Raw genomic sequence first — 15138 nt, 5'->3', positions numbered from 1 at the left:
CGGGTGACGCAGGCCGCGCCATCCTGTAGGACCGGGGGCTATCCGCATGGGACAAAGTGACAAGCAGGGGACATTTTCGTGGGTGTGAAGGTATTGGTGACGGGTGGGGCCGGGTTCATCGGCTCCCATCTGTGTGAGCGGCTGCGGGACCTGCCCGGCCATGAAGTCTGGTCGCTCGACAATTACTCGACGGGCAGCGAGGCGAACCACGTTTCCGGTGTGACCTATCTGCGGGGCGAGACCAAGGATATCGCCGAGCTGATCGACTTTGCTCCGGATTATATCTACCACCTCGGGGAGTATTCCCGGGTCGAGCAGTCCTTCGAGGATGTGGAACAGGTCTGGCGGTCCAACAAGGACGGGATCTTCGCCGTGCTTCAGTTTTGCCGCAAGACGGGCGCCAAGCTGATCTATGCGGGCTCCAGCACCAAGTTCGGCGACGGCGGCATGGGACGCAGCCAGAGCCCCTATGCCTGGACCAAGGCGACCAACACCGAGCTCGTGCAGAATTACGGCACCTGGTTCGGCGTGCCCTATGCGATCACCTATTTCTACAACGCCTATGGCCCGCGCGAGATCGCCAGCGGCAAGTATGCGACGCTGATCGCCCTGTTCAAGGAGCGCCGCCGCAAGGGCGAGGAGCTGACCGTCGTGTCGCCGGGGGTGCAGAAGCGCAATTTCACCCACATCAATGACATCGTCGACGGGATCCTGCTGGTCGGGCAGAACGGCTATGGCGACGAATTCGGCATCGGCAGCCCGGAATCCTTCTCGATCCTGGAGATTGCGAAGATGTTCGGTGGCGAGATCCGCATGCTGCCCGAACGCCCGGGCAACCGCATGACCGCCGATGTGATGACCGAAAAGACTCGCGCGCTTGGCTGGGAGCCGCGTCATTCGATCCGCGATCATATCCGCGAGTTCTGCGACAGTCTGGACACTTGAAGGCGCGGGGCGGCGGGCGGATAAAGGCTGTCACGGCACCCCGCCACCGCGGCCCGCAACTTCGGAACACGATATGAGCCATCCGATCGACGATGACGAGACCCTGACGCCGGCCGAGCGGCGGGCGCGCATGAGTGCCCGCATCCAGGCGGAGACGGGGATCGATCACGAAATGATCGAGCGGGTGGTCAATCGCTTCTATGACCGGGTTCGCGGCGATGATCTGCTCGGACCGGTCTTTGCCGAGCGGATCACCGACTGGCAGCCTCATCTGGAGACCATGTACCGGTTCTGGTCCTCGGTCGCGCTGGCCACTGGCGCCTATTCCGGCACGCCCATGCCGCGGCACATGGTGCTGCCCGTGGATGCGACCCATTTCGACCGGTGGCTCGCGCTCTTTGGCGAGACGGTTGCCGCCGAATGCCCGCCGGTGGCGGCCGAGCATTTTCTCTCCCGCGCCCGCAACATCGCCTCCAGTCTGGAAATGGGCGTTGCCTCCTACAATGGCGCGATCCTCGGGCGGGGCGAGCGCTTTCACCGGGGGTGAGGACGGCTGGCTTGGATCGCCCCTGAGGCGAGCGCGGAACGGGAGAGGGCCTTTTCCCATGAAAACTCCCGGAGATGCCTCGCCGCTGCCGCTTTTGTTGCTATATTGTTCTTCTGAAGTGATCATCAGAATCGGCGCGCGTGCACATGGCTGACCCCAACGGGTATCCCGACGACATCGAAGACACCTTTCCCGACGGGTTCGGCGGCGACGACGGATTTCCCGGCGACCGGCCGTCCGGTCTCGCGCCCAGCGGCTTCCAGCCGGCCCCTGCTGCTACGGCAGGAGGAGGCATTGCGGCCCGGGCCATGGCGGCCCGGCGGTCCCAGGCGCCGGACTATCTGGAAGGGCTGAACCCGGAACAGCGCGACGCGGTGATGACGCTGGAGGGCCCGCTGCTGGTGCTCGCCGGTGCGGGCACGGGCAAGACCCGCGTCCTGACCACCCGCATCGCCCATATTCTGGCGACGGGCTCGGCCCGGCCTTCGGAAATCCTTGCGGTGACCTTCACCAACAAGGCGGCGCGCGAGATGAAGGACCGCATCGCCGGCTTCATCGGCGGTCACGTGGAAGGCATGGCCTGGCTCGGCACCTTCCACTCCATCTGCGTGAAGATCCTGCGCCGCCATGCGGAACTGGTCGGCCTGAAGTCCGGTTTCTCCATCCTCGACACGGACGACCAGCTGCGTCTGATCAAGCAGATCATCCAGGCCGAAGGGCTCGACGAGAAGCGCTGGACGCCGCGGGCCTTTGCCGGAATGGTCGATGGCTGGAAGAACCGGGCCCAGACCCCGAACGAGATCTCGCATGGGGAGGCGGCCGCCTTCGCCGGCATCGGCCGCAAGCTCTACGCCGAATATCAGGACCGCCTGTCGATCCTGAACGCCTGCGATTTCGGCGACCTGCTGCTCCACGTTATCACCCTGTTCAAGAACAACCCGGACATTCTCGCCGACTATCAGCGCCGTTTCCGCTTCATGATGGTGGACGAGTACCAGGACACGAACGTCGCCCAGTATTTGTGGCTGCGTCTGCTGGCCCAGGGCAATGCGAACGTCTGCTGCGTCGGCGACGACGACCAGTCGATCTATGGCTGGCGCGGGGCGGAGGTGGACAACATCCTGCGCTTCGAGCACGACTTCCGCGGGGCCAAGGTCATCCGTCTGGAGCGCAACTATCGCTCGACGAGCCACATCCTGGCGGCGGCCTCTCACCTGATCAGTCACAATGAGGGGCGTCTGGGCAAGACGCTCTTCACCGACATTTCCGATCCGGACGAAGTGCCTGTCGCGGTTGCGTCGGCCTGGGATTCGGAAGAGGAAGCGCGCGCGATCGGCGAGGAAATCGAGACCCTGCAGACCCAGGGGCACCGGCTCAACGACATTGCCATTCTCGTTCGCGCTTCCTTCCAGATGCGGTCCTTCGAAGACCGTTTCGTCAGCATGGGGCTCAACTACCGGGTCATTGGCGGTCCGCGCTTCTATGAGCGTCTCGAAATCCGGGATGCGCTGGCCTATTTCCGCTGCGTGGTGCAGCCGGCCGACGATCTGGCCTTCGAGCGCATCGTCAACACGCCGAAGCGGGGGCTCGGGGACGCCACCTTGAAGCTGGTGCACGAGCTGGCGCGGGCCAACCGCATTCCGCTCATGGAAGCCGCCTTCCAGCTCTGCCAGACGGAAGAGATCAAGCCCAAGGCGCGCACCGCCCTGAAGGGCGTGCTCGACAATTTCGCCCGCTGGCGCCGGGAGTTGGAAACGGCCAAGCATACGGAGCTGGCCGAGATCATCCTGGACGAGAGCGGCTATACGGAAATGTGGCGCACCGACCGCTCTGCAGAGGCGCCCGGTCGGCTCGACAACCTCAAGGAACTCATCCGCTCCATGGAAGAGTTCGAGAGCATGGCCGGTTTCCTCGAGCATATCTCCCTGGTGATGGACCGGGACAGCGAGGAAGGGCTGGACGCGGTGTCGATCATGACGCTCCACTCGGCCAAGGGACTGGAATTCGACACGGTGTTTCTGCCCGGTTGGGAGGAAGGCCTCTTCCCGCATCAGCGGGCTCTGGACGAGAGCGGCAAGGCCGGTCTCGAGGAAGAACGGCGTCTGGCCTATGTGGGCGTCACCCGGGCCAAGAAGCGGGCGAAGATCTGGTTCACCTCGAACCGGCGGATCCACGGCCAGTGGCAGTCCTCCATTCCCTCTCGCTTCCTCGACGAGCTGCCCGAGGCCCATGTGGAGATCGTCGAGAGCTCGTCGAACTACGGCGGCTACGGCTCCTATGGTGGGGGTGGCTATGGCGCCTCGCGCTTCGATGGGCGCGACCCCTTCCAAAGCAGCTATTCCACGCCGGGCTGGCAGCGGGCGCAGAAGGCGCGCGCCGCACAGGACACGGTTCTGGAGCGGGGCAGCTTCAAGTCGTCGCGCCAGCGCAAGGCCGGGCCGATGACCATCGAGGGCGAGCTGGTGGCCAAGTCGGTGGCGAGCACGCCATCCCCCTACAGCCTGGGCGAGCGGGTGTTCCACATCAAGTTCGGCTATGGCGCGATTTCCGCCATCGAGGGCAACAAGCTGACCATCGAATTCGAGAAGGCCGGGCAGAAGAAAGTGCTCGACAGTTTCGTCGAGAAGCACTGATCGCCGGTCACGGCGCGGACACGGGCCTGGGGCTCCGTGTCTTGCCCTGGCCTTTTCGACCGAGGTTCCCCGTTCCTCGCCGCAAGGGGAAGTGGCGCGCCGGCGATGCCCTTCCGCAGGGTTGTGGCTTCTTCCGGGTGTGTCGGCGATGGTCATCTCTGCTTTTTGAGGGCGTTCAATACTTATTCTTTTCCTTGATTGTCCTTGATCTGCTCTGGAAACATCCGGAAACGAATCCTTACACTTTTTTACGTGCGTGCCCGTCGTCTTTCGGCATATTTGCCGCATGACCCGTTCCGAACATATCCTCATCGTCGAAGACGATCCCGAAATCGGCGCTCTCATGGAGCGTCACCTGGTTGCCAACGGCTGGAAGGTCTCTCTGGCGACGAACAGTGCCGAGATGGATCGGGTGCTGGGTCATGCCCGGATCGATCTGCTCATCCTCGACCTGATGCTCGGGGGCGAGGACGGGCTGAGCATCTGCCGGCGGCTTCGGGCAACCAGCACCATGCCGATCATCATCGTCTCGGCCAAGTCGGACGACTTCGACCGGGTCGTCGGGCTTGAGGTCGGTGCGGATGACTATCTTGCCAAGCCGTTCAATCCGCGCGAGCTGATTGCCCGCGTGCGCGCCCTGTTCCGGCGGGTGGAAATGGGGGCGGCGGCCCCCTCCGTCACCACCAAGACCATGGTTTTCGAAAACTGGAAGATGGATTGCACCGCACGGGTGCTGAAGAACCCGCAAGGGGCTGTGATCAGCCTGACCCCGGCGGAGTTCGACCTGTTGCAGGTGCTCGCCGAACGCCGGGGACGGGTTCTCAGCCGCGAGCAACTCATCGATCTCACCCACGCCGGCGCCTCTGTCGCCACGGGCACAGGTCGCAACATCGACATTCTGATTTCGCGGGTTCGCAGCAAGCTGGAGGCGGGCGGCGCGCCCTTCCAGTTCATCCGCACGGTGCGGGCCGGCGGCTACGAATTCGTGGCCGAAGTCATGGCGGTTTGATGCGGACCTCCGGCCTGCGCTGTCTCGCCCGACTGCTGCCGCGGCGCATTGCCGTGCAGATCACGCTGGTGATGGTGCTGGCCGTGATCTCCATCGCCGTGCTGACCTTCCTTCTGCTGCGCCTGATGCATGAAGGCCCGCCCCACGAGGACTATGTGCGGAACAATCTCGCATACGGGCTCGTGCTGGGGACGCTGAATGCGGGAGATCCGGCAGCACGTGCTGCCTATCTTGAGGGGATGCGGACCCCGGAAGGTGTCTCCGGCTTCCGACTGGTGGAGGCAGGAGAGTTGCAGGCGCTTTTCGACGAGCGCCGGGACCCGGGCGGACAGGGGGAATTTGCCGGGCCGCGGCCGCGGGGCGCAGGGCCGCTTCGCGATGGGGTGGTGCTCCTCGGAGACCGTTTCCTTCCCGATGCGAGTGGCGAGGGCGGACACAGGGAGTTCTTCTTCCGCCTCAGCGACGGGACGGGTGTGGCGATCACGGAAGCGCAGCGCGAGCGCCTCCCACTGCTGTTGACCCCCTTGTTCCAGATGCTTGTTTCCCTTGCCGTTTCGGTGCTGCTGCTGCTCGTCTGGGTGGCGCTGACGCTCACCCGTCCGCTCTCGGAGCTGGCGGCGTCGGCTGCTCTTTATGGCCAGGCGCCGACCCGCCCGGTGCCCATCGTCGAGCGTGGACCGTCCGAGGTGCGCAAGGTGGCGCATGCCTTCAACCTGATGCAGGAGCGCATTCAGGACATGATCGCGCGGCGCACGCGGATGCTTGCCGCCATCGGTCACGATCTGCGCACGCCCCTGACCCGTCTGCGCCTGCGCCTCGCCCTTATGGACGAGGGAGAGATGAAGCAGCGCAGCCTTGCGGATCTCGATCTCATGGAAATCCAGATCAACGGGGCGCTGAGCTATCTGCGGGCCGGAGACACCGGCGAGGCGCCGGACCTCATCGATCTTGGCAGCTTTCTGCGTGGCATCACCGACCAGTATGAGGATCTCGATCAGCAGGTGCCCCTCACCTGTGCGGGCGGGCTCAGCCTTCGGGGGCGGCCGGTGGAGCTCAACCGGGCGCTCTGCAACCTCATCGACAATGCCCTGCGCTATGCGGGGGCCGCAGAGATCCGTGCCGGGACGGCGGAGGGGGCCGTGGTGATCGATGTAATCGATCATGGACCGGGGATCGACCCTGACGCACGCGCCCGACTGCTCGAACCCTTCGAGCGCGGCGACGAGGCACGGACCTACGGCAAGGGCGTCGGGTTCGGGCTCGGCCTTTCCATCAGCCTGTCCATCGCGGAGGCCCACGGAGGGCATCTGGAGCTTCTGGACACGCCCGGCGGCGGATTGACCGCGCGCATGGTGCTGCCCATGGATGGACTGGCGGCCTGACAGCCTGACCTCGACCGCCTTTCCTTGGCTGCCAAGGTCACGCTGTCAGGCCGCAGACAGGTGGCGCCTATCTTCAGGTTCCGGCTGGAAACTTCTGGCCGTTTTCCGTCACTGCCTGTATATCGCGGCGAAACCCTCCTTCTTCAGACTTTGGCCGCCAGACCGGAGCCTCCATCTCCCGCGTGCCGCGATCACAGGAATGACCATGCAGACCGTCCGCGTACGAATCGCCGCCGAGGAACTTGAAGCCAAGCGCATTTCCGATGTTCTGGAACGGGCCTTCGAGGACGAGGGAAATCCGGTCGCCGTCTTCGAGAATTCGGCGGACGGGCGCATGTGGGCGGCCGAGGTCCTTCTCTTCGACATCGAGCCCGATGAGGCCATCGCCTTGGTGCGGGAAAAGGTCGGGTCCGATGCCTTCGCAGCACCGATCGACGCGGAGATCCTGCCGGATGTGAACTGGGTGGAGAAGAGCCTCGAGGGCCTGAAGCCGGTGTCTGCCGGCCGCTTCACCATTCACGGCGCGCACGACCGGGACAAGGTGCCCGGCGGTCATATCGGCATCGAGATCGAGGCGGCTCTCGCCTTTGGCACGGGGCATCACGGCACCACCGCTGGCTGTCTGGAAGAAATCGACCGGCTCTTTGCCATGCGCGACTATGCCCGGGTGCTGGATCTCGGCACGGGCACCGGCGTGCTGGCCATCGCCGCCGCCCTGCGGTCCCATCAGCCGGTGCTGGCCACCGACATTGATCCGGTGGCCACCAAGACCGCTGCCGAGAATGCCCGTCTCAACGGCGCCGGCCATCTGGTCCATACCTTCACCGCCAATGGCATGAACGACCGCCGCTTCGGCGAGAACGGACCGTTCGACCTGATCATCGCGAATATCCTGGCGCGGCCGCTGATGAAGATGGCGCGAGATATCGCCGCCAACATGACGCCGACCGCGACGCTGATCCTGTCCGGCCTGCGGGTCGAGGACGGTCCGCGCATTCTCTTCGCCTATGGCTGCCAGGGCTTCCACCTGTCGAAGCGGGGCGAGAAGAACGGCTGGCTGACGCTGACCCTGGTGCGCGGTCGCCCGCAGGCCTGAGCCTCGGGACGCCTTTCCTCCCTCGCCGCAGTTGGAGGTCAGGAACGGAACACACAAAAAAGGCGTGACCGGTGGTCACGCCTTTTTTCGTTCGACTCAGGCTGCTCCTGGGAGGAGGAGGGCTTGGCAGGGCCGAAATGTCTGGTGCCGTCGGCTCAGATCAGGGCGCCGGTGCGGCCTTCCTTTTCCAGCGATGCGCGGTCATAGCCGTGAGCGGTGAGGGTCGCGTCGTCGAGGGAGAGGAGGTAGCCGTTGACATAGCGGCGGGCCTGCTTTTCGCGGGCTTCAACCATGCGGCCAAGAGCGCGGCTGACGAAGTTGTTCGAGATCGTGTTGGTCATGGTCATCTCCATGGGTGTCATCTGGGAGGGCTGGGGTCCGGGGGCGTTGTCCTCGCCGGTCATGCCGATTTGTTCTTGACCCCAATATGGCCACATCGAGCCATGTCAGCTAGGCATGGAACTGCATGTCAGATCTGCAATTTTCGCATGTGCGAGATCGATGTTGCGTTGCAAAATGCAAAAAGGGCAGGATGGTTGAAGGGGACGCACGGACGCCCGGGCAAATCCCCTTGATCGGCGCCGCGTCCGGTCCTAGCTTCGAGGCATGTTCCAGTCTTTCGATGATCATTCCGATCCATCCTGCGGGGCGCCGCGTGCAGCGCTTCTCAGGGCAGAGCTGCGCCGCCGGTCCCTCGACGGCTTTCTCGTCCCCCGGGCGGATGCCCATCAGGGCGAGTATGTGCCCCCCCATGATTGCCGCCTGCAGTGGCTGACCGGCTTTGCCGGCTCGGCCGGTGTCGCGGCGGTGCTGGGAGACGAGGCCGCGATCTTCGTCGATGGCCGCTATACCCTGCAGGTGCGTGACCAGGTGGACATGGCGGTCTTCCCCGCCCAGCACCTGATCGAGGCGCCGCTCACCGGCTGGCTGGCCGAGCGTCTGAAACCGGGGCAGCGTCTGGGCTTTGATCCGATGCTTCACCCGATCAATGAAGTGCGTCGTCTGAAGGCCGTCTGCGATGCGGCCGGGGCCGAACTGGTCGCGGTGGATGGCAATCCGCTAGATGCGGTCTGGGAGGGGCGCCCGGCGGCGCCGCGCGGGGCCGTTGCCCTTTACCCGGAACACCACGCGGGTCGCTCGGCGTCCGACAAGATCGCCGAGATCCAGGGGATCGTCGCGCGCAAGGGCGCCAGCGCCAGCGTCCTGACCCAGCCGGATTCGGTTGCCTGGCTGCTCAACATCCGCGGGTCGGACGTCAGCCATACGCCGCTGCCTCTGTCCTTCGCCATTCTTCCGGCAGAAGGCCGCCCGCAGCTCTTCATCCGTTCCGAGAAGCTCTCCAACTCCGTGCGCTCCACCTTGAGCGATCTGGTGGATATCGAGGAGGAAGGTGCGTTTCTCTCTGGTCTTGCCCGGCTCGGGGCGACCGGTGCGAAGGTTTTGGTCGACCCGAACCTGGCGGGTCAGGCGATTGCGGATGCGATCGTCAAGGCCGGTGGCACTCTGGTGGAGGGAGCCGAACCGGTGCTCCTGCCCAAGGCGCGCAAGAACGCTCAGGAGCTGGAGGGAAGCCGTGCCGCCCATCGCCGGGATGGGGCCGCCTTCGTGCAGTTCCTGGCCTGGTTCGATGAGCATGCCCTCTCGGGCGAGCTGGACGAGATCAGTGCAGCGGAAAAGCTGGAGCATTTCCGGGCCCAGACCGGGGTTCTGAAGGACATTTCCTTCGACACGATCTCCGGTGCCGGTCCGAACGGGGCGATCTGTCACTACCGGGTGAGCCGGGCGTCCAACCTGCCGATCCCGGTGGGCAAGCCGTTCCTGATCGACAGCGGTGCTCAGTATGAGGATGGCACCACCGACATCACCCGCACGCTCGCCGTGGGCGAGATGACTGCGGAGATGAAGCGGCACTATACCCTGGTCCTCAAGGGGCATATCGGCATCTCGACGGCCCGCTTCCCGGTGGGCACCACCGGCGCGCAGCTCGATGTGCTGGCGCGCATTGCCCTGTGGAAGGCGGGTCTCGACTATGACCATGGCACCGGCCACGGGGTCGGGTCCTATCTCAGCGTGCACGAGGGCCCGCAGCGCATCGCCAAGACCGGCGTCGTGCCGCTGGAGCCGGGGATGATCCTGTCGAACGAGCCGGGCTACTATCCGGCCGGAGAATATGGGATCCGTCTCGAAAACCTCGAGATCGTCACCGGACCCGGCCCGATCGAGGGCGGCGAGCGGGCGATGCTCGGGTTCGAGACCCTGACGCTTGCGCCCTTCGACCGGCGTCTCATCGACGTGGATCTGCTGACGGCCGAGGAACGGCGCTGGGTCGATGCCTATCACGCCCGCGTGTTGGATGAGCTGGCGCCGCTGCTGGCCGATCCGATCCTGACCTGGCTCGAAGAGGCGACGTTGCCGCTCTGAGGAGCCTGTCTGAGACGGTCGCGCCGCGGGTTGGCCGGGGCGCGGTCGTTCGATCTGCCGGGGCGGGCGGGTGGCCCGATCCCCTTGAGGAGGAGTGTGCGGACGATGCGGGTGATGGATGTGGTGAAATCGCCGCTCTGGGCGCTGGAGCTGGCTACCGGGGCGAAGTCATTCCGGGACAATCCGATCCTCGGCAGCCGCCGTCTCAACGAGATGGGACTGCATCTCCAGCGCATCCGGCTGGCCGAGCGCATGGGCGACTGGCGCCGCAGCCGGCTGGAGCATTTGCTGCCGGAGGCTCGGCGGGCCGAGTATGCCACGCAGGGGTTCCTGCGCTACGACTCTCTGCTCTCCGAACCGGAGCTGGCGCAGCTGCGCGAAGAGGTCGAGACCACCCGTTTCGATGCCTATGACATGCGGCAGGGCAATGCGGTGACCCGTTTCATTCCCTTGTCGCCGGAGGTGCTGCGTCCGCTTCCCGTCTTGCGGCGGCTGGTGAGAGGGCAGACCTTCCAGAACAGCCTGCGCTATCTGGCCTCCAGCGATGCGGATCCCCTGGTCTATCTGCATGTGGTCATGACGGATCCGGCCAAGGGACAGGCGGATCCCCAGACCCTTTTCCACTCCGACACGTTCCACGCCACCGCGAAGTGCTGGTTCTTTCTCTATGACGTTCCCATGGAGGAGGGGCCCTTCACCTATGTTCCGGGCAGTCACCGGCTGACCGAAGGGCGCCTCGAATGGGAGCGCCAGCAGAGCCTGGAGGCGGCCACCGCCGCCAACCGGCTGCATGCCCGCGGATCCTTCCGGATCTCCGGGGAGGATCTGTCGCACCACGGTTTCGAGCGGCCTGTGGCCTTCGATGTTCCGGGCAACACGCTGGTGGTTGCCGATACGCACGGGTTCCATGCCCGCGGCCGCAGCACGCGCGCCTCGGTGCGCGTCGGGATCTACGGCTCCCTGCGCCGCAATCCCTTCTCGCCGATCGCAGGGCTTGATCCGTTTGATCTGCCGGGGCTGCGTGGCCGTCAGGCGCAGCTCTTCCTGACGCAACAGGCGCTCACGGCGCGGTTGAAGGGCAGGCGTCCTGCCCAGCCCTATGTGGGCAAGGTGCTGATCCGGGGTCCGTCACCGCTCTGATCTTCTGCCGCAACACGGGGATGTCAGCGATGGGATTCCGTCGCTTCCTCAATGAGCGCGTGGTTGAAGAAACGCAGGGAACGCACGTGGCGTGCCTGTCCGACGATGCGCTGCGGATCGCCGCTGTCCACCACGGGCAGGTTGGCCTCGCCGCATTCATCAAAGGTGCGCAGGGCCATGGTCAGGGTGTCGCCGTCGCGCAGGAAGGGCGTGCCCGCTTCCGGATCGAAGGGATCCGGCGCCTCCTGCTGCTCGGGCAGGGGATCCATGAAGTCGCGCACCTTCACCCGGTCCCGCAGATAGAGATGGCTTCCGGCCGAGAGGGAAAGCCCGCGCATTTCCAGCTGCCAGTGGAAATAGGACCGGCCGAGAATGGCCTGGGTCAGACCGACGGCCACCGACACGGTGAGCAGGAGCGCGAGCGAGAGCGTATAGCCGCCGGTCAGCTCAAACACGATCACCGTGGTGGAGAGGGGCGCGCCGAGAACGGCTGCGGCCACGCCGCCCATGCCGAGGATGGCATAGAGCCCCTCGCTGGAGGCCAGTTCCGGAAAGACCCTTGCCGCGATCAGCCCGAAGGCCCCGCCCGCCATGGCCCCCAGATAGAGGGCGGGGGAGAAGATGCCGCCGCCGAAGCGCGAGGCGAGGGTGATGGAGGTGGCTGCCGTCTTGGCGACCAGCAGCATCAGCATGAGATCCAGGCCGAGCTGGTTGCGGAGCGCCGCATCGGTCGTCTCGTAACCCACCCCCAGAATTTCCGGGAAGACGAGCGCAATGGCCCCGATCAGAAGCCCGCCAAGGGCCGGGCGCAACCAGATCCGCAGGGTCACGTGGCGGGCCAGCCAGTCGGTGCCAATCAGGGAATACTGGAAGAGGATGGCCACGGCCGCGCAAGTGAGGCCCAGCAGGGCGAAGGCGGGAAACTCCCAGTAGGATGTGACCTGGTGAGCCGGAATGACGAAGGCGGCCACATCCCCGAACCACAGGCGGGCGACGATGGTCGCCAGCACGGAGGCCACCGCGACGGGAGCGATGGCCGAGAGCGCATAATGGCCGAGCACCACCTCATGGGCGAAGAGCAGGCCTGCGATGGGAGCGTTGAAGGAGGCAGAGACCGCGCCCGCGACCCCGCAGGCGAGCAGCAGGCGACGGCTTGCGGCCGTGAGACGGGGGAGGCGCGTGAACTGGGCGCCGAGGGTTGCCCCCAGATGCACCATCGGCCCTTCGCGGCCGGCACTTGCGCCGGATCCCAGCGACAGCACTGTGATCAGGGCGGAGGAGAGGCCTGGCCAGAAGGACAGGCCCTCGCCGGCCTTGGCCCGGGCCTCGATCACGTCGGCGACGGAGAAGGTGCGCTGCATGGGCTGCACCAGCTTCAGCAGGACGCCGACGACAAGCCCCCCGAGCGCCGGGGCGAGCAGTATCACCCAGGCCGGAATGTCCTGTGCCGCGGTGACCACATGCTCGGAGCGGGTGCCGAGCCAGAGCAGCTGCACAAGGCCTATGAGCTCGCGGAAGAGGACGGCGGCGGCCCCCACCAGAAGCCCGATGACGGGGGCGGCAGCCCAGACCCAGGTCATGCCCTGATCGGAAAGGGCTCGCAGGTTCATCCGGCTGGTCGAGAGGACGGTGGCAAGGGCGAGCCGCAAGGGCGCTGTCATCCAGCGAAGCAGGCTTACAGGTTTTGGGGCGTCATCGGACATGGGCGGACTGCGATGGTTCTTCTTGCCTCAAGGATTATCGGGATTTGGGAAAATGCCAATGCGGACACCGAAGAATTCGGCCCTGGACTTCGGGTTTCTGCAATCTGGCCCTTGATTTTGCCTGAAGGCGGAGTCACGACGGACGGGCTTCATTCGATTGACCCATCGTTTCCGGATCCTCTGAGGTGACTTCAGGGATGCCGCATGACGATTCGTTTTTCGGCTTTCATCCTGATCCTCGCCCGAACCCAAGGAAGCCGGGTCCCATGTCTGTTTCTCATCCTGCCGCGCCCCATGACGGGGCCGATGTCCTTGCTGCTCCGGACGCGCCCATTGAAGACCGTGTCTTCTCGACCCCCGTCATGTGCCTGATTGCCGTTCTGATCGGCCTGGTCGCAGCCGCCGGCGCTGCCATCTTCCATCACCTGATCAACGTGGTGCACAACCTGTTCTTCTACGGGGTGCTGTCGACCCACTACAACGCCAACGAGTTCGAGGCGCCGAGTGCCTGGGGCGCGGGGATCATCCTGTCGCCGGTGATCGGCGGCCTGATCGTCGTGTGGATCGTGCGCACCTTCGCGCCCGAGGCCAAGGGCCACGGGGTGCCGGAGGTGATGTTCGCCATCTACCACAAGAAGGGCAATATCCGGGGCGCGGTCGCGCTCGCCAAGACGCTGGCCTCCGCCATTTCCATCGGCTCGGGTGCCTCGGTTGGCCGGGAAGGTCCGATCATCCAGATCGGCGCCTCCTTCGGTTCGACCATCGCCCGCTTCCTGAACGTGTCGCGCTGGCAGAAGATCACACTCCTGTCGGCCGGGGCCGGGGCGGGCATTGCCGCCACCTTCAATACGCCGCTCGGCGGAGTGCTGTTTGCGGTCGAGATGCTGCTGCCGGAAGTCAGCAACCGCACCTTCCTGCCGGTTGTGGTGGCGACCGCCACGGCGACCTATGTCAGCCACATGGTCTTCGGTCTGGACCCGGCCTTCCTTATGCCCTTGGCGGATGTGACCATCAGCGAGGCGGTGGATCCGGTGCAGCTGCTGGCCTACGGGGTGCTGGGCGCTCTGGCCGGGGTCATGTCCTGGGCCTTCATCAAGACCCTTGCCAAGTGCGAGGATCTCTTCCCGGCGCTGGGCATCAACGACTATCTGCAGAATGTCATCGGCATGTTGATGGTCGGGCTTCTGGCCTACGGGTTCTTCGTCGTCACCGGCCACTATCACACCTCGGGTGTGGGCTATGCCACGATCCAGGACATCCTCAACGGCTCGCCCTACACGCTGGCTCTTCTCGCCTGCCTGCTCTTCGGCAAGGTCTTTGCGACCTCCGTCAGCCTGGGGGCCGGGGCCTCGGGGGGCGTGTTCTCGCCGTCGCTCTTCATCGGGGCGACCCTTGGCGGGCTTGTCGGCGTGGCAGGGAGTCTGATCTTCCCCGAGCACGGCTTCCAGCCGGCGGAATTCGCGATGGTCGGCATGGCCGCCGTGGTGGGCGGCGCGACGGGGGCGGCGATGACCGCCATCGTCATGCTGTTCGAGATGACCCGCGACTACAATGTCATCGTGCCGCTGGTTCTGGCGGTGGCGCTGGCCGTCGGGGTGCGCCGCGCCCTGATCCAGGAAAACATCTACACGATCAAGCTGCGCAACCGGGGCAAGGTGGTTCCCACCAACCGGCACACCAACATGTATCTGGTGCAGCAGGCGCGCGAGCTGATGGCCACCAACGTCAAGATCCTGCCGATCGACATGGCGGTGGAAGAGGCCCTGCATGTGGTGGCCAACGAGGGGATCGACCATGTGATCGCCGCCGACGGTGCGCGCATTGCCGGTTATGTCCGCTTCGGCACCGTGCCCTATGCGCCGGACCGCTATGCGGGACAGACGCTCAAGGATCTGCTGCGGACCGACTACGTCGTCTCGCCGAAGTTCTCGATCCTGAATACGATCATCTCGCGGATGAACCAGCGCGGCCGGTCTTTCGCCATCATCACCGATACCGCGGCCCGGGTGCCGCGGCCGGATGACGTGGTGGGCGTGATCGACCGGACGGAGATTGCCGACGCGGTGATCGCGAACCACTACGACTGACGGCCGCGACGATCCGTCCGCCCGGATAGCGGATCTGGATAGCGGATCGGAATAGCGGATCTGGGCGCGATACCCTTTGACCTTTCCCGGTGGCGGAAACATAGTTCTGCCACCGGTCCGCCAGCGCCTCTCAGGCCGGTGGCACCTACCCTTTCCTGGATGCGTCGTTCGGGCC

The 15138-nt window shown here is 65.2% G+C and carries 11 protein-coding genes; 9 read left to right on the top strand and 2 right to left on the bottom strand.

Annotated features, from left to right (window positions below; genetic code table 11):
• Nucleotides 1-78 precede the first annotated feature (78 nt).
• The 6 genes from FR728_RS10555 to FR728_RS10530 all read left to right on the top strand — a co-directional run bounded on the left by FR728_RS10555 (nucleotide 79) and on the right by FR728_RS10530 (nucleotide 7612).
• On the top strand, nucleotides 79-945 hold the full coding sequence (locus FR728_RS10555) for an NAD-dependent epimerase/dehydratase family protein (RefSeq protein WP_149892634.1): 867 nt from the start codon (nucleotides 79-81) through the stop codon (nucleotides 943-945).
• A 73-nt stretch (nucleotides 946-1018) separates the two neighbouring features.
• Complete coding sequence (locus FR728_RS10550) at nucleotides 1019-1492, top strand: group III truncated hemoglobin (RefSeq protein WP_149892633.1); 474 nt, start codon at nucleotides 1019-1021, stop codon at nucleotides 1490-1492.
• A 146-nt stretch (nucleotides 1493-1638) separates the two neighbouring features.
• Complete coding sequence (locus FR728_RS10545; protein WP_149892632.1) at nucleotides 1639-4125, top strand: ATP-dependent helicase; 2487 nt, start codon at nucleotides 1639-1641, stop codon at nucleotides 4123-4125.
• 286 nt (nucleotides 4126-4411) lie between these two features.
• On the top strand, nucleotides 4412-5134 hold the full coding sequence (locus FR728_RS10540) for a response regulator (protein WP_149892631.1): 723 nt from the start codon (nucleotides 4412-4414) through the stop codon (nucleotides 5132-5134).
• The gene (locus FR728_RS10535; RefSeq protein WP_149892630.1) at nucleotides 5134-6516 is read left to right on the top strand and encodes an ATP-binding protein; all 1383 of its coding nucleotides are present in this window, start codon (nucleotides 5134-5136) and stop codon (nucleotides 6514-6516) included. Before FR728_RS10540 ends, FR728_RS10535 begins: the two co-directional genes overlap by 1 nt.
• Nucleotides 6517-6715: 199 nt before the next feature.
• The gene (locus tag FR728_RS10530; protein ID WP_208998765.1) at nucleotides 6716-7612 is read left to right on the top strand and encodes a 50S ribosomal protein L11 methyltransferase; all 897 of its coding nucleotides are present in this window, start codon (nucleotides 6716-6718) and stop codon (nucleotides 7610-7612) included.
• Between the two features lie 155 nt (nucleotides 7613-7767).
• On the opposite strand, the gene FR728_RS10525 is transcribed toward FR728_RS10530, so the two are convergent.
• On the bottom strand, nucleotides 7768-8016 hold the full coding sequence (locus FR728_RS10525; protein WP_377175866.1) for a hypothetical protein: 249 nt from the start codon (nucleotides 8014-8016) through the stop codon (nucleotides 7768-7770).
• A gap of 202 nt (nucleotides 8017-8218) precedes the next feature.
• Here FR728_RS10525 and FR728_RS10520 point away from each other — a divergent pair, with 202 nt between their 5' ends.
• Together FR728_RS10520 and FR728_RS10515 are read left to right on the top strand one after the other, a co-directional pair.
• Nucleotides 8219-10033 (top strand): aminopeptidase P family protein, encoded by a 1815-nt coding sequence (locus FR728_RS10520; RefSeq protein ID WP_149892629.1) that lies wholly within the window; start codon nucleotides 8219-8221, stop codon nucleotides 10031-10033.
• A gap of 114 nt (nucleotides 10034-10147) precedes the next feature.
• Nucleotides 10148-11173, top strand: a complete 1026-nt coding sequence (locus tag FR728_RS10515) for a phytanoyl-CoA dioxygenase family protein (protein ID WP_208998764.1) — start codon at nucleotides 10148-10150, stop codon at nucleotides 11171-11173.
• A 23-nt stretch (nucleotides 11174-11196) separates the two neighbouring features.
• Here the strand turns inward: FR728_RS10515 and FR728_RS10510 are convergent, their stop codons facing one another.
• Nucleotides 11197-12876, bottom strand: coding sequence for a chloride channel protein (locus FR728_RS10510; protein WP_377175868.1), 1680 nt, complete (start codon nucleotides 12874-12876; stop codon nucleotides 11197-11199).
• Nucleotides 12877-13142: 266 nt separating this feature from the next.
• On the opposite strand from FR728_RS10510, the gene FR728_RS10505 reads away from it, so the two are divergent.
• Nucleotides 13143-14963 carry a chloride channel protein gene (locus FR728_RS10505; RefSeq protein WP_149892627.1) on the top strand — a complete coding sequence of 607 codons (1821 nt, stop codon included), beginning with the start codon at nucleotides 13143-13145 and terminating at the stop codon, nucleotides 14961-14963.
• The last annotated feature ends 175 nt before the right edge of the window (nucleotides 14964-15138 follow it).

The sequence above is a fragment of the Roseibium aestuarii genome (genome assembly GCF_008477545.1).
Taxonomy (GTDB): Bacteria; Pseudomonadota; Alphaproteobacteria; order Rhizobiales; family Stappiaceae; genus Roseibium; species Roseibium aestuarii.
The sequence above is the reverse complement of the archived record's forward strand: the minus strand, read 5'-3'. Positions and strand labels throughout refer to the sequence as shown.

Excerpts from the sequence above, each read along its gene's own strand:
- FR728_RS10550 (WP_149892633.1), top strand. The coding sequence starts at position 1,019 with ATGAGCCATCCGATCGACGATGACGAGACCCTGACGCCGGCCGAGCGG.
- FR728_RS10545 (WP_149892632.1), top strand. The coding sequence starts at position 1,639 with ATGGCTGACCCCAACGGGTATCCCGACGACATCGAAGACACCTTTCCC.
- FR728_RS10540 (WP_149892631.1), top strand. The coding sequence starts at position 4,412 with ATGACCCGTTCCGAACATATCCTCATCGTCGAAGACGATCCCGAAATC.
- FR728_RS10535 (WP_149892630.1), top strand. The coding sequence starts at position 5,134 with ATGCGGACCTCCGGCCTGCGCTGTCTCGCCCGACTGCTGCCGCGGCGC.
- FR728_RS10530 (WP_208998765.1), top strand. The coding sequence starts at position 6,716 with ATGACCATGCAGACCGTCCGCGTACGAATCGCCGCCGAGGAACTTGAA.
- FR728_RS10525 (WP_377175866.1), bottom strand. The coding sequence starts at position 8,016 with ATGACCGGCGAGGACAACGCCCCCGGACCCCAGCCCTCCCAGATGACA.
- FR728_RS10520 (WP_149892629.1), top strand. The coding sequence starts at position 8,219 with ATGTTCCAGTCTTTCGATGATCATTCCGATCCATCCTGCGGGGCGCCG.
- FR728_RS10515 (WP_208998764.1), top strand. The coding sequence starts at position 10,148 with ATGGATGTGGTGAAATCGCCGCTCTGGGCGCTGGAGCTGGCTACCGGG.
- FR728_RS10510 (WP_377175868.1), bottom strand. The coding sequence starts at position 12,876 with ATGTCCGATGACGCCCCAAAACCTGTAAGCCTGCTTCGCTGGATGACA.
- FR728_RS10505 (WP_149892627.1), top strand. The coding sequence starts at position 13,143 with ATGTCTGTTTCTCATCCTGCCGCGCCCCATGACGGGGCCGATGTCCTT.